Source organism: Sphingobacterium faecale, assembly GCF_016746095.1.
Classification (GTDB): Bacteria; Bacteroidota; Bacteroidia; order Sphingobacteriales; family Sphingobacteriaceae; genus Sphingobacterium; species Sphingobacterium faecale.
Genome location: NZ_JAERTY010000008.1, coordinates 313,609 through 338,210, shown reverse-complemented (window position 1 = coordinate 338,210; position 24,602 = coordinate 313,609). Strand labels below are relative to the sequence as shown.

Below are 24,602 nucleotides of genomic sequence, written 5' to 3'. Positions count from 1 at the left end.
CTGGAGCCATCATTCTTAGCCCTTTATCATACTAATAAAATCATCGAATAAATAACGGGAATCATGAGGGCCAGGAGATGATTCAGGGTGATACTGTACAGAAAAAGCCTTCTTACCTTTAACACGAATTCCTTCGATGGAGTCATCGTTAAGATTGATATGCGTTACCTCTACATCATTCGAGCTCTCAATATCTTCACGCACCACACCAAATCCATGGTTCTGTGAGGTAATCTCACACTTATTGGCAATTATGTTCTTTACAGGATGGTTAATACCACGGTGTCCGTTGAACATTTTTTCAGTACGTATCCCATTCGCTAACGCCAAGATCTGGTGTCCTAAACAAATCCCAAACATCGGTTTGTCCGCAGCAAGAATCTCTTGAACCGTTGCTATAGCATATTGCATAGCCGAAGGATCACCAGGCCCATTAGAAATAAAATATCCATCGGCACCCCACGCTTCCATTTCAGCAAAACTCGTCTTAGCCGGAAAAACCTTGGCATATACCTGTCTAGCGTCAAAATTACGAAGGATGTTTTTCTTTATTCCTAAATCCAGAACAGCAATACGTGTACTTGCCGTTTCATCACCATAAAAATACGGTTGACCAGTCGTCACCGACGAAGACAGCTCCAAACCTGCCATGGAAGGAACTTTTGCCAAATCATCTTTTAAAGCCTGCACATCAAGGTTTTCCGAAGAGATAATAGCATTCATAGCTCCTTTATTCCTGATATGCCGCACCAAAGAGCGCGTATCAATATCAGAGATTCCCACCAGATTCTGCTCTTCAAAATAAGTCTGAATCGACTCATCAGCCATTTTACGGCTATAGTTAATATTATAGTTTTTACATACCAGCCCTGCAATTTGGATTTTGTTGGACTCCGTATCCTCTTCGTCGATACCATAATTACCGATATGAGCGTTGGTTGTCACCATAATCTGTCCGTAATACGAAGGATCAGTGAATATCTCCTGATATCCAGTGGTTCCGGTATTAAAACAAATCTCTCCAGTAGTTGTACCAATTTTTCCGGCGGCTTTACCATGAAAAACTGTTCCATCTTCTAAAACTAAAATTGCGGGTAATTTACTGTAGCTGGTCATTTTCTATATTAAATACTAAATAATTCCAAATCTAGAAGAGGGCTTAGCCTCTATCTTTTATACTAATGATATTCTTGTCTGTCAAATTTTTGGACATAAAAAAAGCCCAAATGGGCTATACGTATCAAACTCGTGATATTTCAATGTAAACATTGAACACATTGTCCTCGGAAATCAAATCAAAAATATCAATTTTCACGAGGGACAAAGGTAGAAATAAAAGTAATAAGTCAAAAATAAAAGTAAAAAAATATCCCCCTTAATCGTCTTCCAAAATCTCCTGTACACGTCCTATCTGTCCATCATCTAACCGGACTTTAATACCTCGATGATGAAATGGAGCAGAAGTTAACAAATCTTTCACTATCCCCTCTGTGAGAATACCAGTACGTTGATCCTTCTTTAGCACAATATTCACCAACATACCTGGTTTGATATCCCCTCTTGTTTTTCCGTCTTTCATATAAATTTATTCTTTCCTATTTCAACATCAGTCCCACAGAAATATTGAGGTGTTGATGCCGAAAATCATTTCCAATGATATTTTTATTTAGTTGTTGATAACCATAGCTCGCCGATACTGTCCAATCGGTCTTTCCCGGAGCTTCATGCAAATAGAAAACTCCACTTTTGAACACAAAACCACGGTCATATTGAGGGCTTATTTTAGGTGCGTACCCTCCATTGGCCAAGACCCCAAGCCGACCGTTGTCTCCCAGAGGCGCAAAAGGCACCCTCCCATCAACAAAGATGGGGAATAAATTCTGATCGTAATTAAATCTTTTATCCAAATCATACTCTCCCGCCTTTGTAGTTCTATAACTTCCTTTCAGACGTTCATTCCCTAGTCCTAAACCAACGTAAGCTTTATCATCAAAGTTCTTACCAAAAATAAAATGCAAGGAGTAACCGTTAAATGCTCCCTGGTAACCAGGATTAGCAAGACCTAAATTACCCCCACCTTGGATCAAGGTATAGAAGGACTGCGCCTGTAAAGGCATATAAAAAGCAGCTGATAAGAACACTAATAGAAGCCTCTTCATTATTTCATTATATTACCGTTAATTTAAAATTTTAAATAACATCTCCCGCATCAAATCCCCATCACTGGTATTAGGTCCAGCATTCAGTCCTTTCGACTTGAGATCATATTCCCTTAATATAGAAAGAACATCAAACAATTTACGTCTGTTAAAATTACGGGCTGCCATATCATATTCCTTCGTAAAAAAGGGATGCACACCGAGTTCCTTGGCAACAACCGCTGAAGATTTATCGGATAGATAGTGATACTTCAACAATTTCGTAAAATAACCGGCCAGCGAACCGATCACGACAACAAAGGGGTTGGACTTAGGATTAGACGCAAAATAATCAACAATCTGTACGGCCTTGAGCACATCCCGTTTACCCAATGCCGAATTGAGTTCAAACACATTAAAATCCTTACTTATACCAATGTTCTGTTCCACATCTTGAACAGTTATTTCACGATCTTTAGGAACATTCAGCACCAATTTCTGTACTTCATTTGCTATTTTAGAAAGATCAGTACCCAAGTAGTCAGCCATAAGCGCTGCCGCTTGCGGATGCACTCTCTGCCCATTCTGCTGCAGCTCCTCTACAATCCAAGGGGCCACTTTATTATCATAAAGCTTCTCGGATTCAAAAGTAATACCCTTCTTTTCCAAAGCCTTATACAACTTTGTCCGCTTATCAAATTTACCATGTTTGAAAGCAAACACAAGAATCGTAGTAGGTGTCGGCTGGTCCACATACTTCATCAGGAAATCGTCATCCCCCTTCCATTTCAACCCCTGTGCTTCTTTAACGATAATGACCTGATAGTCGCTCAACATTGGATAACGCTTAGCAGCACTGACTATCGTCGAAAAATCAGTATCCTTTCCATACAGAATGGTCTGATCAAACCCCTTCTGACTCTCGTCAAGAACACTATTCTCAATACGGTCACTAATCAAGTCAATATAATAAGATTCTTCACCATGTAATAAATACAAAGGCTTGAACTTACGCTGCTTGATATCAGTTAAAATAGATTGTGCACTCATGTCATTGCGAAAATACATAATCTAGAGGAATATCTGTGCAGTGAATATGATTGTCTGTTGAAATAGAAAGTTTATTATCGATATCTTTTTGTCGCTCAAGCCGCGACTGGCTCCTCCTTTTGTCTTGCCAAAAGGAGGTAAAAGCGCGTCACTGTGCCGGCTTGCCACAACGGATCACCATTACTACAATTGGCAACCCGCCAAGGTGACATTTTCAAAAGTGTAAGAAATGGCGATCAATCAGTGTAAAGTATACAAAACGGCCTTAGCTTATTTGGCCGTGAAAGTAGGTATGGTGTACACCGATTCTTATCAGATTGCAATATCTCCAGTAGCCCCCAGTCTTTGAGAGGGGATAGCGTGAAGGAGACCTTGGGCTACGCTTACACCATAGCGTCACTGGAGCAACAAATAAGATACAGCCTTGATTTTTGTCAAACTTTTGATCAAGCAAAAGTTTGTTGCCCTGCACGGCAATGAGTGCTCAAATTACTCCTTCATTTAAAACACATAAATCTCTTATTAACGCCAATTTTGCTTTAACGTCAAAAAATCGTAAATTTGCCTATGTTTAAGCCAGTACAATTAAACTTACCTCCTTTTCCCTTAAAGCTGACACGTGTTCAAGATAAAGTTTACGTTTTTGATATACTGAGGAAGAAGAACCTATTGCTAACCCCAGAAGAATGGGTCCGGCAACATTGGGTACATTTTTTGCACTTGCATAAGAAATATCCAAAATCCCTGATGAATATAGAAGGAGGTCTCATCGTTAATGAACTGCAAAAAAGAAGCGATCTGATCATATTTAACAATCAAGGAGAAAAGATATTGTTAGCTGAGTTCAAAGCCCCTGGTGTGAAGATAACACAGGCGGCATTCGAACAGATCGGCAGTTATAACAGTAAGCACAAGATTCCACTTTTGTTGGTCAGCAACGGATTGCAACATTATTTCTGTAAGGTCAACTTTGAAAACAACAGCGTAGATTTTATTTCAGACCTACCAATTTACAATAAGGAGACATAAATATTATTTGTATTTAAGAAAAACGAATTATATTAGTCTAATATTTTTAAAATAGTAACATCATACAAAATGAATATAGATAAAAACGAATTCAGAAAATACGCGATAAAACATCACCGCATTGGCTCACAGCACGTAGACGGCTTTATTTCACGCGTAGAAACACAAATGCCAACAAACTTGACCCCCTACATTGTAGAGGAGCGTCAGTTAAACGTTGCGCAGATGGATGTATTCTCTAGATTGATGATGGACCGTATTATCTTTTTGGGAGATGGCGTCAACGACCAAGTTGCAAATATCATTCAAGCACAATTATTATTTTTACAGTCTACCGACGCACAGCGTGACATACAGATATACATCAATTCGCCAGGTGGAAGTGTGTATGCCGGTCTAGGTATCTACGACACGATGCAATATATCTCTCCGGACGTAGCCACGATTTGTACAGGTATGGCTGCTTCTATGGGTGCAGTATTGTTAGTAGCTGGAGCTAAAGGAAAACGTGCCGCCCTGAAGCACTCTAGAGTAATGATCCACCAACCTTCAGGTGGCGCACAAGGAGTAGCAGCGGATATGGAGATCAATCTTAGAGAGATGTTAAAGCTTAAAGAAGAATTGTACACTATAATAGCAGAACATTCCGGACAATCCTATGAATGGGTAGAAAAATCTTCAGATCGTGACTATTGGATGAAAGCAGCAGAAGCGAAAGAATTTGGAATGATTGACGAGGTCTTAGCACCTAGAAAAGAAAGTAAATAAATGAGCAAGAACAACAGCAAAGATATCCACTGTTCATTTTGTGGAATCAGCAAAAACGAAGCCTTGATGCTGATTGCTGGGGATGGAGCACATATCTGTGATCGCTGTGTGACACAAGCAGGCGAGATTTTAACAGAAGAGTTGAATCAACGAAAAAACAAGTCGTTGCAAACAACACTGAAACTCATCCGCCCGATAGAAATCAAACAGCATTTGGATCAGTATGTCATAGGACAGGATGAAGCTAAAAAAGTAATCTCGGTAGCCGTATACAATCATTATAAAAGATTGAACCAAAAAACAAGCGCCGATGAGACTGAAATCGAAAAATCCAACTTGATTATCGTTGGAGAAACCGGTACAGGAAAGACTTTGTTGGCCAAGACAGTAGCAAAGATACTTAACGTCCCTTTTTCTATCGTCGATGCAACAGTCCTGACTGAAGCAGGTTATGTAGGAGAAGATGTGGAAAGCATACTTACACGTTTGCTCCAAGCAGCAGACTACGATGTAGCTTCAGCAGAAAGAGGAATTATATATATCGATGAGATCGACAAAGTCGCTCGTAAAAGTGACAACCCGTCCATAACTAGAGATGTATCAGGCGAAGGTGTACAACAGGCGCTATTGAAAATCTTAGAAGGAACCAATGTCAACGTACCACCTCAAGGAGGACGTAAACATCCGGATCAAAAGATGATCACCGTAAACACGAGTAATATCCTATTTATCTGTGGTGGCGCGTTTGACGGTATACAGAAAAAAATAGCCAACCGTCTGAGGACGCAGACCGTAGGCTATAAAATGATGGAAGATGAAGAAGACATCGACCTCAACAACCTCTATAAATATATCACACCACAAGATTTAAAGAGTTTCGGTCTCATTCCCGAATTAATAGGAAGATTACCTGTATTAACGCATTTAAACCCTCTGGATAAGGAAACACTCTTAAGTATCCTTACCGAACCAAAAAATGCATTGATTAAGCAGTATGTCAAATTATTTGAATACGAAGGCGTAGAACTCAAGTTTGACAAAGAAGTCTATGAATTCATTGTTGATAAGGCATGGGAATTCAAATTGGGGGCACGGGGGCTGCGAAGTATCTGTGAGGCTATTATGCTGGACGCCATGTTTGAAATACCGACTACAAAAGAAGAGAGTGAGGAAACAAGCTTACATATAACACTCGATTATGCAAAAAAGAAATTTGCAAAATCAGACATTAAGAAGTTAAAAGTTGCCTAAGTAAACAAATCCCTCACCCATCCGGTGGGGGATTGTTGTTAGAAACAAAAACATTTAGACATGAAGAAAACGAAATCTATTGAGACGCCAATTACACCAGGACTCAAATCTAAAGAAGACATTGTCTCCAACTGGCTACCGCGTTATACTGGAAAACCTCTAGAAGAATTCGGAGAGTATATTCTACTAACCAATTTTTCCAAGTATGTTACCATGTTCTCTGCTATGCACGAGGACGCTCCTATTTATGGACAAGACAAAGCCATGCAAGCCTGTACTGCCAATGGTATAACCATCATTAATTTCGGGATGGGAAGCCCGATGGCTGCTACAGTAATGGATCTATTGTCCGCTATCCAACCCAAGGCCGTCCTTTTTCTAGGAAAGACAGGAGGACTCAAAAAGAAAATCGCCGTGGGCGAACTTATTCTCCCGATAGCAGCCATACGTGGAGAAGGTACTTCCAACGACTACTTCCCACCTGAGGTTCCATCCATGCCCGCCTTTGCCCTGCAAAAAGCAATATCAACTACCATCAGGGATCACGCTAGAGATTATTGGACTGGAACTGTATACACGACCAATAGACGGGTATGGGAACACGACAAAGTGTTTAAGAAGTATCTAAAAACTATCCGAGCAATGGCAGTAGATATGGAAACCGCAACCATATTCAGTGTGGGCTTTGCGAATAAGATCCCCACAGGAGCATTATTATTGGTGTCTGATCAGCCTATGGTTCCCGAGGGCGTAAAGACTATAGAGAGCGATTTAGCTGTAACCGCAAAATTCGTAGAGACCCATCTCAACATAGGAATTGATGCTTTGAAGCAACTCATCAATAACGGGCTCACTGTAAAACACCTCAAATTCTGATTTATCAAACTTACCTAAATTCTTCTTCTCTATTTAGATGTTTTTATAGCGAAATAGAGAGAGATGCCACTATCAAGGCACATTAATGGGGTATATCTTAATAACTTTTTGTTAATTCATTGGTTATTTAAATAATATATCCTATATTTGCTGTACACTTAGATAGTAGTGTACCTAATCAACACCTTTCTGTAGGTCTTGATTTATAAAGAAGTGGCGAGAGACTGGCTCTATGACCCACTGGCAACCTTCAAAAGGTATTTGAAAAGGTGCCAATTCCTGTCCAAAGAAATAAATCTTTGGAGCATATAAATGAAATAAGACTATGACTTTAAATTTCACACAGCAATTAAAAATTGTTGCGGATAGCTTAACAAGCCGCAAGAACTACTTCCGTACAGCTATTTACAGCTGCACACCCACACGAATGCGCTAGTCGTCAGTCCCTTTCCACGCCGATACCCTTCGGGTAGCACGTAAATGACAGGCACATCCAACGACGACCAACCCTATTCTTTTTTACTTCATATATAATTTCAAACACATCTTAATAAAATACAAAATGGCTGACAATAAAAATTTAAACTTCGAAACATTACAAGTACATGCAGGACAAGAAGTTGATCCTACAACAGGATCCCGCGCATTACCTATATACCAAACTTCATCTTTTGTTTTTGAAAATGCAGAACATGGAGCTAATCTTTTTGCGCTAAAGCAATTCGGAAATATTTATACACGTATCATGAACCCTACTACTGATGTATTCGAGAAACGTATCGCAGCATTAGAAGGTGGTGTAGCAGCAGTCGCAGTAGCATCGGGACAGGCAGCACAGTTTATCGCGTTGACCAACATCCTAGAAGCGGGTGAAAACTTTGTGTCTGGCGCAAACCTCTACGGTGGTACTTACAATCAGTTTAAAGTATCTTTTAAAAGGTTGGGTATCGAAGCTAGATTCGCAGCAGATAGCGATGCTGAAAACATCGAAAAACTAATCGATGATAAAACAAAAGCGATATATGTAGAGACAATTGGTAACCCAAGCTACAACATTCCTGATTTTGAGAAAATAGCCGCCGTTGCAAGAAAACATGATTTACCACTTATTGTGGACAACACATTTGGAGCTGGAGGCTATTTATTCAAACCTATTGAGCATGGTGCCAACGTTGTCGTAGAATCAGCTACCAAATGGATTGGTGGACACGGCACAAGTATTGGTGGTGTAATCATTGATGGAGGAAACTACAACTGGGGTAATGGAAAGTTCAAGCAGTTCTCTGAACCATCAGAAGGCTACCATGGACTTGTATTCTCCGATGTATTTGGTGTGAACGGTCCATTCGGCAATATTCAGTTCGCGATAAGAGCTCGTGTAGAAGGTTTACGCGACTTTGGACCTGCATTATCACCTTTCAACTCCTTCTTATTGGTGCAAGGTCTAGAGACTCTATCCCTACGAGTACAACGACATGTCGACAATACCCAAGAGATTGCACAATGGTTAGAAGCGCACCCACAAGTGGAATCTGTTAGTTATCCAGGATTGAAAAGTCATCCTCATCATGCTTTGGCACAAAAATATCTTAAAAATGGATACGGTGCCGTACTCTCATTCACCATTAAAGGTGATGCCAAAAAAGCAGATGAGTTTATCGATTCATTAGAATTAATAAGCCACTTAGCTAACGTTGGAGACGCTAAGACATTGATTATACATCCATCAGCAACCACACACCAACAGTTGAGCGAAGAAGCACAACGCGCAGCTGGGGTTTATGCAGGATCACTTCGCCTGTCTGTAGGTATCGAACATATCGACGACATTAAAGCAGATTTGCAACAAGCTTTTGATAAAATTAAATAACAAATATTAACCCACAGATACGAAGGCAATTTGGAAAACATTCAAATTGCCTATCGTATTTAATCAGGTATTAAGCTTACTGTAATACCAAATAACAAAAAGTAAAAGCAGCATAAAAAACGAAATGAGTAAAAAGCTTACTATTGGCATATTCGGTTTTGGCGTTGTAGGCCAAGGACTATATGACATCATCAAAACAAAAAAACTCAACCTAGAAATCAAGAAATTTGTAATCAAGAATGCAGGCAAAGCACGCAGCCTCCCCGCAGAACTCTTTTCTACGGATGCAAACGAGATCTTGGATGATCCTCAAATAAATACCGTAGTAGAATTGATAGATGATGCGGATGCCGCCTTCGAAATAACCAAAAAAGCACTATCGTCAGGAAAAAATGTAGTATCTGCCAATAAGAAAATGATTGCTACCCACCTCAAGGAACTGACGGCACTACAGCAAGAACACGGCACGTCCTTATTGTACGAAGGAGCCGTATGTGGTAGTATCCCCATCATCAGAAATTTAGAAGAGTACTATGACAACGAGCTATTACATTCGTTAAGCGGTATATTCAACGGTTCATCCAACTATATTCTGTCAAAAATATTCAACGAGAACCAGACTTATGATGCTGCGTTAAAAAAAGCGCAAGAATTAGGTTTTGCGGAGACAGATCCGACATTAGATGTAGGTGGGTATGATCCAAAATTCAAATTGGCGATCGTTGCTTCGCATGCCTATGGCTTATTTGTTAATCCAGACACCATCCTAAATCTAGGCATAGACAAATTGAACGATGCCGATATTCGGTATGCAAAAGAAAAGAATCTCAAAATAAAATTGATTCCACTGGCCAAAGAAGTAAGCGATAGCGAGGTCGTACTATATGTGCTACCTAAGTTTATATCTAAAGACAGTATCCTGTTTAATGTTGAAAACGAAAACAATGGGGTTTTAGTTAAAGCAGCATTTGCAGACGAGCAATTTTTCTATGGTAAAGGTGCCGGAGGCCACCCAACAGGATCAGCTGTTCTTTCCGACATCACCGCACTACGATATGACTATCGTTATGAATATAAAAAACATCTAGATGCTCAGGAATTAACATATACAACCAATGTTGACATCAAAGTTTATTTCCGGTACACAGATGAAAACGTATTAGAAAATATCGCATTCAAGAATATTACAGAAAGATTTTATGGCGAAGACCACAAATATGTCATTGGCTATCTTAATCTACAGGAGATTATCGACAAACGGGAACTAATTAACCAACCAGGTTATTTCCTCGCAGAAATAGCCTAATATATTAACTCAAGCAATGAACAAAAGGTATCGCTATTCTAGTTGATACCTTTTTTATTTAAACGACAAACTAATCTCCATACAAAAGTCAAAAAAAACACATTGTTAAAAACTAGTTAAAAATCTAAATACCAGTTGCTTTTATCAAATAAATTCAGTAAGTTTAATGGTTAACGATTTATTTTTGTATTATGAGAAAATGGCATAGTGTATTCTTCCTAATGTTGCTTTCTAACATGGGGTGGGCGCAGACAGGAAGTGGTTCAGAACAGACATCCCCTACTGTATTTATTATTATTGGTCTAGTACTTTTATTTGTTGTAGTCTTCATGCTCTATAACAAACAAAAGAGAAGGTATAATGATTAAAAAAAGGGCTTATGCCCTTTTTTTATAAAATATTATATTTCTTTCCCTGTTCTCTTAGTCGTTCTTCCGACACTCCTACTGCTCTAGCTGTTTTTCCCACATCACCATTATTTTTATTAAGCTTGTGTGATAGAAACTTATCCTCAGCAAAGGTTAAGAAATCTTCAAGGCTATCCATTCGATCCAAATCGATCATAGAAGTTACACCGCCAAGACCGTGATGCGTGGATACCGAAGGATTAGCAAATGAATTCACTTCCTTATCCGTAATCTTACGGTCACTCAGAATAATCAAACGTTCTACCATATTACGTAATTCCCGAATATTTCCGGTCCACGGAAGAGCTTGTAGCGCTTTCATAGCCTCTGCAGTTATCTCTTTAGTAGGGATATTATAGTCTGCACATATTTCCTCGCAAAATGCCGTCGCCAATGTTGGAATATCATCTCTACGTTCTGCCAAAGAGGGAACATGAATTAAGATAACACTCAATCGATGATACAAATCCATTCGAAAGTTACCAGCATCAATTTCCTTCAACAAGTCTTTATTAGTAGCTGCTACCACACGTACATCCACAGAGATCTCTTTCTCCCCTCCCACACGTGTTATCTTATTCTCTTGTAATGCACGTAGTACCTTCGCCTGTGCAGAAAGACTCATATCTCCAATTTCATCCAGAAACAATGTTCCTCCACTAGCTTGTTCAAATTTACCTATACGTTGCTTTACGGCAGAGGTAAACGATCCCTTCTCGTGACCAAACAACTCGGACTCAATAAGTTCCGAAGGAATAGCTGCACAATTGACTTCAACTAAAGCGGCCGATGCACGATTTGACTTTTCATGCAACCACCGCGCTACCAATTCCTTACCAGATCCATTAGCTCCCGTTATCAGTACCCGAGCTTCTGTAGGTGCTACCTTCTCTATACTGTCTTTGATCAGCGAAATACCATCTGAAGCACCCAAGATCTCCTTTGTTTTGGAAACCTTTCTCTTTAGCACTTTGGTTTCCTTAACCAAGGAGCCTTTTTCAAGGGCATTACGAACAGTGATTAAAAGACGATTTAAATCTAACGGCTTTTCTAAAAAGTCGTACGCTCCTTTACGGGCCGCTTCTACCGCCGTCTCTATCGTACCATGGCCAGAAATCATGATAAATGGAGTATCCGAAAACTCTTTAGCTGCAGTCAGAACCTCCATCCCATCCATTTTATTCATCTTGATATCGCACAGGGTCAAATCAATCTTCTCCTTTTTCAGAAGCTCCAAACCATCTACACCGTTATCTACATCAAGAACTTTATAATCCTCATATTCCAATATATCACGCAGCGAACTACGGATGGGACGTTCATCATCAATTATTAAAATTGTAGCCATATTCACATTTGAATTAATGTCGAACAAAATAAGAAAAAACTTTTAGGATTCCAATGAGAGACAAGCAGGCATCAATTTCGTCTCTAATCTTCGAAAAATAAAAAAGAAGCAAACCTTGTAAGCCGGGTTCTGTTCCCGACGTATCGGGATTCTATCATTTATCTAGCCCTACAATCACTCATAGGATCCATCAACCTACCCATTGCGGTTCCCGACAAGTCGGAAGAAGACGAGCAGCCTTCGGTTCCCGCAACCTATTTGGTTTTTCAACACACGAGGTTTACCGTAATGCATGTCACCATACAAGACCGTGAGCTCTTACCTCACGTTTTCACCCTTATCCCGATGAATCAGGACGGTTTATTTTCTGTGGCACTTTCTGTCTCCGACAAGTCGGAGCCTTCCCGTTAGGAAGCGTGTCGCTCTATGTTGCCCGGACTTTCCTCTCTTCCGATAAATCGAAACAGCGATAGAACCAGTTTGCTTCAGCTGCAAAAGTAATATATTTTTTAGAGACAAATAATTTAAAATTTTTAAAACTTATCTTATGTCAAGTTGTTTCTTCTATCCCTATAATAACTTTGAAGAATAAATTATAAACGATAAAATGCCATGAAGGTTATAAAACTCATTATTTGTTCTCTATTCGGATTGATGTTCATCAATGCCGGACTTAATAAATTCTTCATGTACCTACCGGTTCCCGAAATGTCAGCAGAACTCCGTCAAGTCAATGAGGCTTTTGCCACTATTAAATGGCTGATGCCCTTGATAGCAACAGTAGAAATAATTGCCGGATTATTGTTTATCATTCCTAAAACCAGGGCATTGGCTGCAATCATGATTTTACCTGTAATGGTCGGTATCCTCCTTCAACATCTCATATATGCTCCCGAAGGATTATTGATGGCTATCATACTCTTACTGATCAACAGTTGGATAATTATTGAGAACAAAAAAAGATATTTACCCCTTATTTCTTAATATCAGACAAAAGTAAACGATCAATAACTTCAAATAAAACAAAAACACTATGGCAAAGATCCACGCTTACTTAAATTTTAATGGCAATTGCGAAGACGCATTTGCTTTTTACAAAACCGTCTTCCATACAGATCTTATCGGAACCTATCGCTTTGGCGATATGCCAGCGGATCCTAACTATCCCCTTAACGATGGAGATAAAAGAAAAATCATGCATACCGCGCTGATGATCAATGCCGACAGTATGCTCATGGGATCAGACTGTATCGAAAACTTTGGACATAAAGCAACTCCCGGAACTAATACCTATATCATGCTCGATGTAGAATCTGCAGAAGAAGCTCAAAAACTATATGATGCATTGGTTGTCAATGCCCAAAATATAGAAATGCCTTTAGGCGAACAGTTTTTCGCTGAACTCTACGCATCTTTCACTGATCAGTTTGGTATTGCATGGATGATCCATTATGAAGGAAAAAATCAAATGATGAACCAACAATAAAGTAACAAATGAAGTTTATTAAATACTTTCTATTTACAGTACTGGGATTACTTGCCATTATTCTAATCGTTGCCGCTATACTCCCTAAAAACTTTCATGCTGGTAGTACAATAGTTATCAACAAACCTTCATCCGAGGTATTTGACTATATAAAGCAAATAAAGAAGCAAGGAACATATGATAGTTGGTCACAGCAAGACCCTCAAATACAAAAGGAATATAATGGTACTGACGGCACTGTTGGCTTTAGCTATACATGGAAAAGTAAAAAAGTAGGAGACGGAAAGCAGATCATTACGAAAATAGAAGAAGGTAAACGAGTAGATATGGATCTTTTCTTTAACGGATCGGACCAAGCCAATAAGTCCTTTATACAAGTCGATTCCCTATCCCCCAATCAAAGTGAGGTGCATTGGGAAATTAATGGGAAGATGCCCTACCCTTTTAACCTGATGTCTATCTTTTACGACATGAGCAAAGACTTTGATAAAGGTCTCGCAACCCTAAAAACAATCCTGGAAAAATAATTACATTACTAAATCACACTACTCTAGAGGCCGTCTCTAACGCACATAATATCGTGCGGAGGCGGCCTCTGTATTATTATATTAGCAAAGCTATTTTTCAAGAAGGACGTCACCTTCAAAAGATACAGCAGACCAACCATACCTTACAAACTGTCGGATATTCTGATGATCCGTCCCTGAAGGGCTATTCAATACAGACACATAATGTTCACTAAATAAACGTAAGGTTTCTTCTTTGCTCAGTCCATGTAAATATCCCAAGAACAGTACTCTTGCACTTCCCTGATTCTCATCCTTGCCATTCTCTATTTCCCCATTTTTAAAAGCTGTAGGTATATAGGTGTACTCACGCTCTACCAAATCCAACACATCGCTAAATTGAATCACTTCTTTCTGTAAAAGTGTCCTTAATTCTGATTCCTTCATACGAGCAAAGATAAACTGGTATTTAGTTTATTCACAAACTATTGGAGTATTTTTAGTAACTTTTACAAAAAGTTAAAACAAAAGATACCAGAAAAGGTTTCCTATTATAATAACATATAAAACATATTCAGACATGAACAAAACAATTTCTACCATCGCACTATGTTCTATTCTAGTACTAGCAGCTTGTAATTCAAACAACACTAAAAATTCAAACGGTACTGCCGATTCAAACAAACAGAATACCCTAGACACGAATGCGCTGAACCCAAATCACCCAGATTATATTGGGGATGCCCACAATTCCAAAAACTCAGTTGATTGGATGGGAACCTATAAAGGAACAACTCCTTGTGCTGACTGCCCAGGAATAGAAACCACAGTCAAAATCTACGAGGACGAAACTTTCTCCTACAAAGCTCTTTATCAAGATCGCAACTTAACAGTAGCAGATACTGGAAAATTCGAGTGGTTTGACAAGGATGGCTCCATACAACTAAAAGGAAAAGATATGGACATCAAATATAAGGTAGGCGAAAATATACTTATACAATTAGACACGGAAGGAAAAGAAATAACAGGAGCACTAGCGGATAAGTATATCTTACACAAAGACCAATAGCTATTGATCAAACTTATATTCCCATTTTAAACTCACCATGACAGCTAAGTGATCCGACAACGGTTGATTGATTTCATTACGAAATATCTTCCTCTCGATATCATACAAGATAGGCGTGAATTTAAAATGGGGATTATTCCGATATAGAATTTTGTCTAGACTTTCTGCTTTATTGGTCAATGATAACATATCCTTCGCTATAAAAAAGGGATCAACAGCAGGAATTTCATTTCTATTCTCCAATTCTACCCAGACATCTTTCAATTGAGTTCTTCGACAGAAGTCAGACATACTATCCAAACCATTTGAATAGTGCGCATTAAAATCCCCCATGACCAACAACGGTCGTTCCAAAGAATGGTCATGAATATACTTCGCCAATTGATCCAGGTTTAGATTCCTAGCCCGGGCCGAACGGACAGTATCATGAGCGTTAGCATGAAGGTTGTATACATCTATAGTAATAGACTTAGATAATTGTACACGAATATAACTAAATCCTTTAGGAGTCAGACAATCTGCTCCATGACAGGCCTTCCACGGTATACGGCGGTATTCTAATATCGGAAACTTAGATAACGTACTTAACCCATCACCAAAAGGCACCTTTCCTTTATGTAGCGTTCTATAGGGATGCAGGGATTTTGCAAAAAGAGAACTATTATAATTAAAGTCCTCCTGTATATTTGCGATATCATAACTGTTAAGAAACTCACCAATGATTTCCATACTCTTCCTCCTTGGTGTAGAGGCACTGGAAAGACGTTGGGGAAGTCCAGCAACATTATAAGTCAATACACGAAGGTTTCCTTCTTGTCGATATTCCATATCGATCGAATTCAGCACCTCCGATATCAATACACCTCTGCCTTTTCTAAAAAATAGAATAAAGAGGACGATCAGGATAAATAAAAATAGGATATACAACATTTTGATAACAAGTAAAGTTATTCAAAATAGCTATAAACAAAGTAGCCCTTTACAACTTTCTTTAACCATTAAGCCTCTTATTTGATATGTTGCCACCCCAACGTCAAAGAAATGGCACAATGGTCTGAGAGCGGCTGTCCCGATTCATTTTGAAAAAGCTCATGCTCTACCCGATAACCTGTAGGATTCAACAATAGATTATCACTATTTCTAAAAAATATCTTATCAATACTCTCACAGTCATCAGTAACACTCAATGCGGGTTTTGCTTTGAAATTTCTGACGATCTCAGGGAAGACACCTTCATTCTGCAGAAGCACCCAACTATCAATCACATCTACCTGCTCTTGAAAAGCCTTTATCCACTCTCGTTCAAAAGCATAATGCGCATTAAAATCGCCCATCAATAATACAGCCTGACACATAGAATGCTCCTCGATATACGACGCCAATTGCCGTAAGTTGCCCTTTCTGGCCTGAGTAGCAGCAACATCATCTTGAGCAGTCGCATGTACATTGTATACATCCAAAAATACATTTTTTGCCAGTTGAATCCGAGCATATGAGAATCCTTTCGGAGTAAGGCAGTCAGCACCACGACAATCGTCCCAAGTCACACGTTCAAATTCAACAATAGGATACGTTGACAAGGTGGTCAGTCCATCACCAAATGGTACGCCCCCCATATTGGGAGTGCGGTAAGGATGTCGGTTGTCCTGATACAAAAATTTGTTATAATTGAAATCCTCTTGGATATTCACCACATCAAAACCATTGATCTTTTGTCCAATAGAGACAATGCTCGCCTCCCGGGGCGCCTTCGCACTAGATATCCACTCTGGTAATCCTGCAATATTATAGGTCAGGACATCAATTTCACCAGAAGATACCTCTAGGAGTGATGACAGGGCGGGTTCAAAGCCACGTTGTAGTGTTCCCTTACTTCTAAATGCCAGAAGCAAACATGCGACACCACATACAAGGGATAAAATTAAAACTCTTATGTTCCATTGTTTCTTATTTCTTTCGTAAGACAAATACAATAACATATCTATTTAATCTGATCTCCCACAAAAGTACGACCACATTATAAACACAGATGCACCTTTACATTAACAATATATCGCCAACTGATTTACAGAATATTAACACACAACACTTACGTTACAAACAGATTACAATATCTTAACACCTCCTTATCTCCAACGTTACATCCTCACTATATATTTACAGATAAACAAAATAAAATGAGGAGAGTAGCCTTTTTTACCGAAATATTAATTGCAGATTTTGACGGAGCTTCGCGCACCATGTTCCAATTGATAGAAAGAATTGACAGCACCCTATTTGACTATCTGTTCATTTACGGAAATGGCCCACAACAGTTTCGGAATTTTAAATCCTATAAAGTACCAGCCTTTAGAATACCAGTCAATGAAGATTACAGTCTTGCAATCCCGCATCTTATAAAAGCAAAATTAGAAACAGCATTGGACGACTTTGCTCCTGAAGTCATCCATATAGCTACTCCCTCTCTACTCGGCTTTTTCGCACTCAATTATGCTCAAAAACGAGGAATACCAGTCTTGACCATATATCACACACACTTTATCTCCTACATCGATTATTACTTCAGAAACCTGACTTCATTGGTAAAACCAACGCAACATTGGATAAAAAAAGCCATGATCAGTTTCTACAATCGCGTAGGAATGGTCTATATCCCCACAAACGCTATTGCAGATGAATTATCAACAATCGGCATTGATGCAAAAAAAATGCAAATATGGCCTAGAGGTATAGATTGTCAACTCTTCACACCTTTAAAACGAGACAGCCATTATATCCAAAGAATAACAGGCAACTCCAAGCCCAATATTCTCTTTGCAAGTCGATTGGTATGGGAGAAGAACATAAAAACCTTGATTGCTATCTACCATACATTAGCTCAAGAGAGATTAGATTATAACTTAATCATAGTTGGTGAAGGCACTGCCAAGACAGCTGCTATGCAGCAAATGCCTAATGCATTCTTTCTAGGCAAAAAAAACCACGATCAGCTCTCCAAGCTATACGCATCGGCCGATGCATTTGTCTTTACGTCAACCTCCGAAACCTATGGCAACGTCGTAATAGAAGCCATGGCCTCTGGATTACCCTGCGTGATTGCAGACGGAGGAGGGTCGGCTTCATTAATCACACATGGTGTTTCTGGATTCAAATGTAATCCTCAAAATGCACTAGAATATGTCTCCTTTCTAAAAAACATAATCGAAGACGAAAACCTTAGTCTAAAATTTAAGAGAGAAGGACTCCATTTTGTATCCCAATTAGACTGGAATAGATTATCCGAGCAATACTTTCTTGATGTACAACAACTCGCTTTGCAAAAGAATGGAACAGGTTTAGCATGGGCAAACTAACTCTATGGCGTAAATTCGCCAAAGGTTTTATACTATGTATTGCAATAATATCCATAACTGTGTTCATTGCAAACACAGACTTTACCGCTTTAAAAAACCAACTAAAACAGGTCGGTTTCAAATTCACCTATATTTTATTATTGACGTTTACAGCCTATTTTTTGGGAACTATAGGTTGGTGGCTATGTTTAGGACAGGATAGAAAAAACATATCATTGTTTCGATTATTTGCCTTTCGACAGATTGGCGAAACATTAGCGCTCTATAATCCAACCAGCATCATAGCAGGCGACCTACTGAAAGCCCAACTTCTAAAGCCCTATCAGATTAACCAAGAGACAGCGCTAAAATCCGTAACATCCTCTAGGATAACGGCTACATTATCTCAGATCTCCTTATTTACCATTGCCATGATCTGGCTATTATCCAATACAATCCGTAAGACGGTATCTCAAGAACTAACATGGATAATTACGTGTACAATTGTCGTACTTCTCTTATTAAAAACAGCGTTATTCATCGCTTTATATCGACCGATAGGTCCTTCACCTATACGGGACAAAAGTTCTTTCTGGAGGCAAACAAAAACCGCACTGAATATCGCATTTTATAACTGCAAGATTTTCTTCCGGCACGACCAAAAGAACTTCTGGTATTCTTATCTGTTTTTTGCATTTCATTGGACTGTGGGCAGCATGGAACTCTATCTGCTTCTTCTTTTTATGGGGTATTCCATACAACCGATGGATAGTTTGGTACTCGATATGTCCATTGTTGTTATAAAAAGTATAGGAGCCGCTATCCCCGGACAAATAGGTATTGAAGAATTTGCGAACAAGATCACCCTAGATATGATTGGTATAAAAAGTGCGACAATATGGGTTTCTATCTCTATACTTCGCCGATTCAGACAGGTAATATGGAGCCTTATTGGTGTTCTATTATCGGTGTTGTTTAAAGTCTTTCCGAATCAGTTGAAACCAGAACAACTTCAGACATCCCCCACCAGTAGCTATTAAAAATCGATATAAAATGGAGCATTCAACGGATACAGAAATACTATTTGTAAGCCACAAGTCACCTCCTGCTACTGGTGGGATGGAAAAACAAAGCTACGAATTGATTAATGGTGTAGCGCTGTACCTAAAAACACATACCATCGTCTATGACCATCAAGAGTCGCTCCTAGCATTCTTTCTAAAACTAAATGCGCGTATCTTGAAGGTGATTAAGGCGAATCCAAAAATCAAGATGATACACTTCAATGATGGTTTGATTGCTGCCATCGCTTCTTATCACAAAGGATACGAACAGATCAAAAAAACTGCTACAATACATGGTCTAGACATCGTATACCCCTTAGCCTATTTTCAAAAGAAAATTATCCCCCGTTTTAATACCTTTGATCGTATTTTTGCAGTAAGTGACGCCACTGCCCAAGCCGCTTGTGATCGTGGAATCAAGATTGAAAAAATTCAAGTGATAGCTAATGGTGTAGATACCACTGAACATCAGGCAAAAAAAAACTTAGCTGATATCAGATACAAGTATCCAGATATACAGGTAGACAAAAAAATATTCGTCACCCTAGGTCGCCCTGTAAAGCGCAAGGGATTTTCTTGGCTCTTGCAACATGTCATCCCCTACTTGGGTACGGATTTTCAGTTGTTAATGCTAGGCCCTTACAGTACAAAAAAGACTTTAACAGATCGATTAATCAAACTCCTTCCCTCAAAGCTAAAGACAATGATCATGTTGTTTTTGGGATATCCATCCGATCAAACCACACTCCGGAAAATACTGCCACAATATTACCCTAAAGTTATTCATTTGGGCAAAGTACCTTTCGAAGATCTAAAGCCAATCCTACAAGAGTCCCTTGCCTTTTTAATGCCTAATATCACTATCCCTGGAGATATGGAAGGTTTCGGATTAGTCTGCCTAGAAGCATCTACGGCAGGATCATTGGTTATTGCCTCTGCACTAGAGGGGATAAATAGCGCCATACAGCACAAAAAAAATGGCATACTAGTTCCTGCAGAAAACAATCATGCTTGGATCAATGTCCTGACAGAAGTTTTAGAAAATCCAGAACACTACCGGCAACAAGCAAAAATTTATGCCGAATATACACGCACAACTTACAGTTGGGACATAATGGCCCGTACCTACGGCAATGCTTTTCTAGAAATGTGCAATAAGTAAGCTCCAAGGCACAGTTATTGCAACATCACCATATAGTTACGCAAAAGGACTTCCCTTTTATAAAGGAAATATGTAATTTTACATCACGCATGAAAAAGTATATGTTCATATGTTTCACCTTACTATTTGGTCTACTCACCTTGACCAAATCAGTATCTGCTTGTGAGCAACATGAGCCTGTACACACCACACCTTCTTGCTGTGACCAAGGACACGAGGATAAACCACACGATTGCTGCCAAACGGAGACTTCTTCAGAACAGGACTATGGAAAACACTGCGATGGCCAATGTAAAGGCGCTAGCTGTCAACAGAGCAGTGTTAAATTTCAGTTGTTCCACACCCTGACCAATATCCACCAATGGAGCAGTAATACCAATGGAAAAGTTTCCTTCTATGCCAACGACAACCGTATTACACCAGGTTTTCTGTCGATATGGCTTCTTCCAAAAATAGGTTAATTTAATACCTGTACAGCCATAGGTATGTCCTTTCTGGGCGTATCACGTTGCTGTGGTTCTAGCTTTTAGAACTAAATCAATTCGATAAATTCAAACAAATCCGCCAACAAGTGGTTAAGCAGTAAACGGGTGTTATATCCATTAATAGATTATTTCTAGATGGATTAATCCTGTTTGCAAAACCACAGATATCAACGATGTCCATCAATTGGCGGATAACAGATAAAAATAAATTATACACATATGAAATATCCATGTAGTACAGGCTACACAAAGACGAATGAAAATGCTTTGGATATTCCATATGACCGTTAAAAGACAAATTATTTACATATGAAAACGATTATTTTCTGGATTAGTATCTGTAGCATACTAACCACGACCAACAATATATATGCACAAGTTAAAAATGCGAAGACAGAAACATTTCATGTCAATGGCAATTGTGATATGTGTAAGGCAACCATCGAGAAAGCTGGAAACAAGAAAAAAGAAGCACAGGTGACATGGGATGCCAGCTCTCAAAGTGCCAGCATCGTTTACGATGCTGAAAAGACAAACAGTGATGCCATTTTAAAACGTATAGCTTTGGCCGGCTACGATAATGAAAAGTACTTAGCCCCAGATGAGACTTATACCCAATTACATGGTTGCTGCAAATACGAAAGAACATTGAAAGGGAAAGAGATTGTAGCAGTAAGCTCCCATCAAACGCATGAGAAAGAGCATCAGCACCATAGTAAAGACGAAAAGAAAGTGGAATCACATACTTTTCAAACCGTCATGGTAACTTATTTTTCCCTAAAAGATGCATTGGTCAGTTCAGATTCAAAAGTAGCTACCTCACAAGCGAAATCATTGCTTCAGGCTATTGAAAGCTTAAAAATGGAAACACTTTCCACTAACGCCCATCAGATTTGGATGGATCAGGTTAAAGAAATCACGGCATTGACCAATAATATTGTTAATAGTTCAAACATTGCTGATCAAAGGAAGCATTTTGCTGCCTTATCAACTAAATTGTACCCTATGGTCAAAGCAAGCCCGTTGGCATCCCCGGTGTACTACCAGAACTGTCCTATGTTTGAGAACGGCAAAGGTGCAAATTGGCTAAGTTTAAATGAAGAGATTAAAAACCCATTCTATGGTTCGAAAATGATGACATGTGGGAGTGTAAAAGAAAAAATAAACTAACCTGAACTATGTTGCTAAAAAAAGTAAATATAACACTACTCCTGTTACTGTGCCTACTGGGCACGGTACAGGCGCAGCGTACAGTAACCTACCATCTCTACCTGCAAGACACGGTTGTCACCTACGGAGGTATACAGAAGAGAGCCATTGCAGCCAACGGACAAATTCCCTTACCGACATTAACATTTACGGAGGGAGACACCGCAGAGATTATTGTGCACAACCAGTTAAAAGAAAGCAGTTCTCTACATTGGCATGGTGTATGGCTTCCCAACAAGGAAGATGGTGTCCCATTTCTGACGCAGATGCCTATTCCCCCTGGCTCCACCTATACCTACCGCTTCCCTGTTATACAAAACGGCACCTATTGGTATCATAGCCACTCTGGACTCCAAGAGCAAGTCGGCATGTATGGTTCCATGGTATTCAACAAGAGAAAGGACGATTCTACTTTCAGAAAAGGAATAGACGACATTCCAACTGTATCTGTCATGCTTAGCGAGTGGACGAATACAAAGCCCGAAGTCGTCCAGCGGATGCTACATACCGGCAATGACTGGCCTGGTATAAAGAAAAACACAGTACAGAGTTATGTCGAGGCCATAAAAGAAGGTCATTTCAAAACAAAAGTCACCAATGAGTGGAAACGTATGGAGGCTATGGATGTCAGCGATGTTTATTATGAAAGCTTCCTTATCAATGGACAGCAATCCAGTCAACTGGCACAATTCAAAGCCGGGGATCGTGTTCGATTGCGGATTGCCAATGGAGGAGCATCGTCCTACTTCTGGCTCACCTATGCTGGTGGTAAAATAACAGTAGTCGCCAATGATGGTAACGATGTACAACCCGTTGAAGTCGACCGTCTGATAATCGGTGTATCCGAAACATACGATATCATCGTCACTATACCCGCCGAGAACACTTCATATGAGCTCTCTGCAACAGCGGAAGATCGCTCTGGAGCGGCCTCCCTTTTTATAGGAGAAGGTATCCGTCAATTAAATACCCCATTACCAAGGCTTCGCTACTTTGAAGGGATGAAAATGATGAATGACATGATGAAGATGAATGGTGACATGCATGACATGGGAATGCAGATGAGCCTACAAAAAATGGACATGAATGCGGTAATGTATCCTGAGGTGACTGGAGAGCAACATAACATGAAATCTTCCTTTGAGCAGAACGGACATCAGGAGCATGATAATCACGGCAACAGCACCGATAGGGTCACCTTGAATTATGCCATGTTAAAAGCAACCGAGAAAACAACACTCGACACCACTAATGCACCCATGAGGGAACTCCGGTTTGAGCTAACTGGAAATATGAACCGTTACGTATGGAGTATGGACAACAGAGTGATGTCCGAGACAGATAAAATTCCTGTCAAAAAAGGCGAAATTTTAAGAATTACATTGTATAATAATTCGATGATGCGTCACCCCATGCACCTGCACGGCTTTGACTTTAGACTCATCAATGGACAGGGCGATTACGCTCCAATGAAGAATGTTATGGATATTATGCCTATGGAGACCAATATCATTGAGTTCGAAGCCAATCGGGAGGGTGACTGGTTTTTCCACTGTCACATCTTATACCATATGATGGCCGGAATGAATCGTGTATTTGAGGTAGGAAACTATAAGAACCCCCTACTACCAGACAAAGAAAAAGCATACAAGGTCCTTCAGAAAGAGAGCAACATGACTCATTTCATGATACAGAATGATTTTGCTACCAACGGTAATGATGGGGAAGCCATGCTACAAAACGCCCGTTGGAGCCTTGGGACAGAATGGCGCCTAGGATACAATGATATGCACGGTTATGAAGTAGAAACCCATCTTGGACGCTATATTGGTAAAATGCAATGGTTTATTCCTTTTATCGGATTCGACTGGCGCTACCGTAAAATGGGAAAAGATAACCACGAAAAAAACATGTTTGGACAGGTCAATAAAAAAGACAACCGTACAGCTGTCAGTTTAGGATTCATGTATACATTGCCATTATTAATCAACTTCCAGGCTGAAGTATACCACGATGGCATCACACGGCTATCTCTTATGCGAGACGACATTCCCATCTCCAGAAGACTAAGGGGTGGTTTTATGGTGAATACGGACCAGGAATATATGGTAGATCTCCGGTACATCTTACATAAAAATCTAGGCATCCGTACTCACTACGACAGTGATATGGGCTTTGGTGTTGGATTAGCAATTAACTATTAATCCCTCCTTATAAAAATCCTCCGCTATTATCCGTATAGAAAT

Annotated in this window: 25 protein-coding genes, 1 other RNA gene and 1 riboswitch; of the genes, 17 read left to right on the top strand and 9 right to left on the bottom strand. The window is 39.5% G+C overall.

Annotated elements, in window-relative coordinates; translation table 11 throughout:
• Positions 1 to 15 precede the first annotated feature (15 nt).
• From carA to holA, 4 genes are all read right to left on the bottom strand, one after another.
• A complete protein-coding gene (carA, locus tag JKG61_RS15445) occupies positions 16 to 1,116 on the bottom strand; it encodes a glutamine-hydrolyzing carbamoyl-phosphate synthase small subunit (protein ID WP_202103842.1) in 1,101 nt (366 codons plus the stop codon).
• 259 nt (positions 1,117 to 1,375) lie between these two features.
• Positions 1,376 to 1,579, bottom strand: coding sequence for a YwbE family protein (locus JKG61_RS15440; protein WP_202103841.1), 204 nt, complete (start codon positions 1,577 to 1,579; stop codon positions 1,376 to 1,378).
• A 16-nt stretch (positions 1,580 to 1,595) separates the two neighbouring features.
• On the bottom strand, positions 1,596 to 2,159 hold the full coding sequence (locus JKG61_RS15435; RefSeq protein WP_202103840.1) for a hypothetical protein: 564 nt from the start codon (positions 2,157 to 2,159) through the stop codon (positions 1,596 to 1,598).
• A gap of 18 nt (positions 2,160 to 2,177) precedes the next feature.
• Positions 2,178 to 3,188: a DNA polymerase III subunit delta gene (holA, locus tag JKG61_RS15430; RefSeq protein ID WP_202103912.1), complete on the bottom strand. Its 1,011-nt coding sequence runs from the start codon at positions 3,186 to 3,188 to the stop codon at positions 2,178 to 2,180.
• A gap of 567 nt (positions 3,189 to 3,755) precedes the next feature.
• Here holA and JKG61_RS15425 point away from each other — a divergent pair.
• The 7 genes from JKG61_RS15425 to JKG61_RS15395 all read left to right on the top strand — a co-directional run bounded on the left by JKG61_RS15425 (position 3,756) and on the right by JKG61_RS15395 (position 10,656).
• Positions 3,756 to 4,217 (top strand): type I restriction enzyme HsdR N-terminal domain-containing protein, encoded by a 462-nt coding sequence (locus JKG61_RS15425; RefSeq protein WP_202103839.1) that lies wholly within the window; start codon positions 3,756 to 3,758, stop codon positions 4,215 to 4,217.
• Between the two features lie 69 nt (positions 4,218 to 4,286).
• Positions 4,287 to 4,985: an ATP-dependent Clp endopeptidase proteolytic subunit ClpP gene (clpP, locus tag JKG61_RS15420; protein ID WP_021069916.1), complete on the top strand. Its 699-nt coding sequence runs from the start codon at positions 4,287 to 4,289 to the stop codon at positions 4,983 to 4,985.
• On the top strand, positions 4,986 to 6,236 hold the full coding sequence (gene clpX, locus JKG61_RS15415) for an ATP-dependent Clp protease ATP-binding subunit ClpX (RefSeq protein ID WP_202103838.1): 1,251 nt from the start codon (positions 4,986 to 4,988) through the stop codon (positions 6,234 to 6,236).
• Positions 6,237 to 6,296: 60 nt separating this feature from the next.
• Entirely contained in the window at positions 6,297 to 7,112 is an 816-nt protein-coding gene (locus tag JKG61_RS15410; protein ID WP_202103837.1) for an AMP nucleosidase, read from the top strand.
• A gap of 200 nt (positions 7,113 to 7,312) precedes the next feature.
• A riboswitch (SAM riboswitch) is annotated at positions 7,313 to 7,427 on the top strand.
• Between the two features lie 247 nt (positions 7,428 to 7,674).
• Positions 7,675 to 8,982, top strand: a complete 1,308-nt coding sequence (locus tag JKG61_RS15405) for an O-acetylhomoserine aminocarboxypropyltransferase/cysteine synthase family protein (RefSeq protein WP_202103836.1) — start codon at positions 7,675 to 7,677, stop codon at positions 8,980 to 8,982.
• A 124-nt stretch (positions 8,983 to 9,106) separates the two neighbouring features.
• A complete protein-coding gene (locus tag JKG61_RS15400; RefSeq protein ID WP_202103835.1) occupies positions 9,107 to 10,288 on the top strand; it encodes a homoserine dehydrogenase in 1,182 nt (393 codons plus the stop codon).
• A 191-nt stretch (positions 10,289 to 10,479) separates the two neighbouring features.
• Positions 10,480 to 10,656 (top strand): hypothetical protein, encoded by a 177-nt coding sequence (locus JKG61_RS15395; RefSeq protein ID WP_202103834.1) that lies wholly within the window; start codon positions 10,480 to 10,482, stop codon positions 10,654 to 10,656.
• Positions 10,657 to 10,678: 22 nt separating this feature from the next.
• On the opposite strand, the gene JKG61_RS15390 is transcribed toward JKG61_RS15395, so the two are convergent.
• Both JKG61_RS15390 and rnpB read right to left on the bottom strand, forming a co-directional pair.
• Entirely contained in the window at positions 10,679 to 12,043 is a 1,365-nt protein-coding gene (locus JKG61_RS15390; protein ID WP_202103833.1) for a sigma-54-dependent transcriptional regulator, read from the bottom strand.
• A 102-nt stretch (positions 12,044 to 12,145) separates the two neighbouring features.
• Positions 12,146 to 12,529, bottom strand: an RNA gene (rnpB, locus tag JKG61_RS15385) — RNase P RNA component class A.
• 126 nt (positions 12,530 to 12,655) lie between these two features.
• Here rnpB and JKG61_RS15380 point away from each other — a divergent pair.
• Genes JKG61_RS15380 through JKG61_RS15370 form a run of 3 tightly spaced genes read left to right on the top strand, consistent with a single transcriptional unit; the run spans position 12,656 to position 14,056 of the window.
• A complete protein-coding gene (locus tag JKG61_RS15380) occupies positions 12,656 to 13,027 on the top strand; it encodes a MauE/DoxX family redox-associated membrane protein (protein WP_202103832.1) in 372 nt (123 codons plus the stop codon).
• Positions 13,028 to 13,076: 49 nt separating this feature from the next.
• Positions 13,077 to 13,529, top strand: coding sequence for a VOC family protein (locus JKG61_RS15375; RefSeq protein WP_021069908.1), 453 nt, complete (start codon positions 13,077 to 13,079; stop codon positions 13,527 to 13,529).
• A gap of 8 nt (positions 13,530 to 13,537) precedes the next feature.
• On the top strand, positions 13,538 to 14,056 hold the full coding sequence (locus tag JKG61_RS15370) for an SRPBCC family protein (RefSeq protein WP_202103831.1): 519 nt from the start codon (positions 13,538 to 13,540) through the stop codon (positions 14,054 to 14,056).
• Positions 14,057 to 14,146: 90 nt separating this feature from the next.
• Here JKG61_RS15370 and JKG61_RS15365 read toward each other — a convergent pair whose 3' ends face one another.
• Positions 14,147 to 14,482, bottom strand: coding sequence for a HopJ type III effector protein (locus JKG61_RS15365; RefSeq protein ID WP_202103830.1), 336 nt, complete (start codon positions 14,480 to 14,482; stop codon positions 14,147 to 14,149).
• Positions 14,483 to 14,615: 133 nt separating this feature from the next.
• On the opposite strand from JKG61_RS15365, the gene JKG61_RS15360 reads away from it, so the two are divergent.
• Entirely contained in the window at positions 14,616 to 15,104 is a 489-nt protein-coding gene (locus JKG61_RS15360) for a copper resistance protein NlpE (RefSeq protein WP_202103829.1), read from the top strand.
• Here the strand turns inward: JKG61_RS15360 and JKG61_RS15355 are convergent, their stop codons facing one another.
• On the bottom strand, positions 15,105 to 16,034 hold the full coding sequence (locus JKG61_RS15355) for an endonuclease/exonuclease/phosphatase family protein (RefSeq protein WP_202103828.1): 930 nt from the start codon (positions 16,032 to 16,034) through the stop codon (positions 15,105 to 15,107).
• Positions 16,035 to 16,111: 77 nt separating this feature from the next.
• Positions 16,112 to 17,083 (bottom strand): endonuclease/exonuclease/phosphatase family protein, encoded by a 972-nt coding sequence (locus JKG61_RS15350; protein WP_237249497.1) that lies wholly within the window; start codon positions 17,081 to 17,083, stop codon positions 16,112 to 16,114.
• Positions 17,084 to 17,281: 198 nt separating this feature from the next.
• Between JKG61_RS15350 and JKG61_RS15345 the strand changes: the two genes are divergently transcribed.
• The 6 genes from JKG61_RS15345 to JKG61_RS15320 all read left to right on the top strand — a co-directional run bounded on the left by JKG61_RS15345 (position 17,282) and on the right by JKG61_RS15320 (position 24,560).
• Positions 17,282 to 18,457, top strand: coding sequence for a glycosyltransferase family 4 protein (locus tag JKG61_RS15345; RefSeq protein WP_202103827.1), 1,176 nt, complete (start codon positions 17,282 to 17,284; stop codon positions 18,455 to 18,457).
• On the top strand, positions 18,445 to 19,476 hold the full coding sequence (locus JKG61_RS15340) for a lysylphosphatidylglycerol synthase transmembrane domain-containing protein (protein ID WP_202103826.1): 1,032 nt from the start codon (positions 18,445 to 18,447) through the stop codon (positions 19,474 to 19,476). Before JKG61_RS15345 ends, JKG61_RS15340 begins: the two co-directional genes overlap by 13 nt.
• A gap of 13 nt (positions 19,477 to 19,489) precedes the next feature.
• Positions 19,490 to 20,662, top strand: a complete 1,173-nt coding sequence (locus JKG61_RS15335; RefSeq protein ID WP_202103825.1) for a glycosyltransferase family 4 protein — start codon at positions 19,490 to 19,492, stop codon at positions 20,660 to 20,662.
• Between the two features lie 89 nt (positions 20,663 to 20,751).
• Positions 20,752 to 21,123 carry a hypothetical protein gene (locus JKG61_RS15330; protein WP_202103824.1) on the top strand — a complete coding sequence of 124 codons (372 nt, stop codon included), beginning with the start codon at positions 20,752 to 20,754 and terminating at the stop codon, positions 21,121 to 21,123.
• Between the two features lie 333 nt (positions 21,124 to 21,456).
• The gene (locus JKG61_RS15325; RefSeq protein ID WP_202103823.1) at positions 21,457 to 22,317 is read left to right on the top strand and encodes a DUF3347 domain-containing protein; all 861 of its coding nucleotides are present in this window, start codon (positions 21,457 to 21,459) and stop codon (positions 22,315 to 22,317) included.
• 8 nt (positions 22,318 to 22,325) lie between these two features.
• Complete coding sequence (locus JKG61_RS15320) at positions 22,326 to 24,560, top strand: multicopper oxidase domain-containing protein (RefSeq protein ID WP_202103822.1); 2,235 nt, start codon at positions 22,326 to 22,328, stop codon at positions 24,558 to 24,560.
• Positions 24,561 to 24,602 lie beyond the last annotated feature (42 nt).

Bases quoted from the DNA above. Each gene is read 5' to 3' on its own strand.
- carA (WP_202103842.1), bottom strand. From the start codon at position 1,116: ATGACCAGCTACAGTAAATTACCCGCAATTTTAGTTTTAGAAGATGGA.
- JKG61_RS15440 (WP_202103841.1), bottom strand. From the start codon at position 1,579: ATGAAAGACGGAAAAACAAGAGGGGATATCAAACCAGGTATGTTGGTG.
- JKG61_RS15435 (WP_202103840.1), bottom strand. From the start codon at position 2,159: ATGAAGAGGCTTCTATTAGTGTTCTTATCAGCTGCTTTTTATATGCCT.
- holA (WP_202103912.1), bottom strand. From the start codon at position 3,188: ATGAGTGCACAATCTATTTTAACTGATATCAAGCAGCGTAAGTTCAAG.
- JKG61_RS15425 (WP_202103839.1), top strand. From the start codon at position 3,756: ATGTTTAAGCCAGTACAATTAAACTTACCTCCTTTTCCCTTAAAGCTG.
- clpP (WP_021069916.1), top strand. From the start codon at position 4,287: ATGAATATAGATAAAAACGAATTCAGAAAATACGCGATAAAACATCAC.
- clpX (WP_202103838.1), top strand. From the start codon at position 4,986: ATGAGCAAGAACAACAGCAAAGATATCCACTGTTCATTTTGTGGAATC.
- JKG61_RS15410 (WP_202103837.1), top strand. From the start codon at position 6,297: ATGAAGAAAACGAAATCTATTGAGACGCCAATTACACCAGGACTCAAA.
- JKG61_RS15405 (WP_202103836.1), top strand. From the start codon at position 7,675: ATGGCTGACAATAAAAATTTAAACTTCGAAACATTACAAGTACATGCA.
- JKG61_RS15400 (WP_202103835.1), top strand. From the start codon at position 9,107: ATGAGTAAAAAGCTTACTATTGGCATATTCGGTTTTGGCGTTGTAGGC.
- JKG61_RS15395 (WP_202103834.1), top strand. From the start codon at position 10,480: ATGAGAAAATGGCATAGTGTATTCTTCCTAATGTTGCTTTCTAACATG.
- JKG61_RS15390 (WP_202103833.1), bottom strand. From the start codon at position 12,043: ATGGCTACAATTTTAATAATTGATGATGAACGTCCCATCCGTAGTTCG.
- JKG61_RS15380 (WP_202103832.1), top strand. From the start codon at position 12,656: ATGAAGGTTATAAAACTCATTATTTGTTCTCTATTCGGATTGATGTTC.
- JKG61_RS15375 (WP_021069908.1), top strand. From the start codon at position 13,077: ATGGCAAAGATCCACGCTTACTTAAATTTTAATGGCAATTGCGAAGAC.
- JKG61_RS15370 (WP_202103831.1), top strand. From the start codon at position 13,538: ATGAAGTTTATTAAATACTTTCTATTTACAGTACTGGGATTACTTGCC.
- JKG61_RS15365 (WP_202103830.1), bottom strand. From the start codon at position 14,482: ATGAAGGAATCAGAATTAAGGACACTTTTACAGAAAGAAGTGATTCAA.
- JKG61_RS15360 (WP_202103829.1), top strand. From the start codon at position 14,616: ATGAACAAAACAATTTCTACCATCGCACTATGTTCTATTCTAGTACTA.
- JKG61_RS15355 (WP_202103828.1), bottom strand. From the start codon at position 16,034: ATGTTGTATATCCTATTTTTATTTATCCTGATCGTCCTCTTTATTCTA.
- JKG61_RS15350 (WP_237249497.1), bottom strand. From the start codon at position 17,083: ATGTTATTGTATTTGTCTTACGAAAGAAATAAGAAACAATGGAACATA.
- JKG61_RS15345 (WP_202103827.1), top strand. From the start codon at position 17,282: ATGAGGAGAGTAGCCTTTTTTACCGAAATATTAATTGCAGATTTTGAC.
- JKG61_RS15340 (WP_202103826.1), top strand. From the start codon at position 18,445: ATGGGCAAACTAACTCTATGGCGTAAATTCGCCAAAGGTTTTATACTA.
- JKG61_RS15335 (WP_202103825.1), top strand. From the start codon at position 19,490: ATGGAGCATTCAACGGATACAGAAATACTATTTGTAAGCCACAAGTCA.
- JKG61_RS15330 (WP_202103824.1), top strand. From the start codon at position 20,752: ATGAAAAAGTATATGTTCATATGTTTCACCTTACTATTTGGTCTACTC.
- JKG61_RS15325 (WP_202103823.1), top strand. From the start codon at position 21,457: ATGAAAACGATTATTTTCTGGATTAGTATCTGTAGCATACTAACCACG.
- JKG61_RS15320 (WP_202103822.1), top strand. From the start codon at position 22,326: ATGTTGCTAAAAAAAGTAAATATAACACTACTCCTGTTACTGTGCCTA.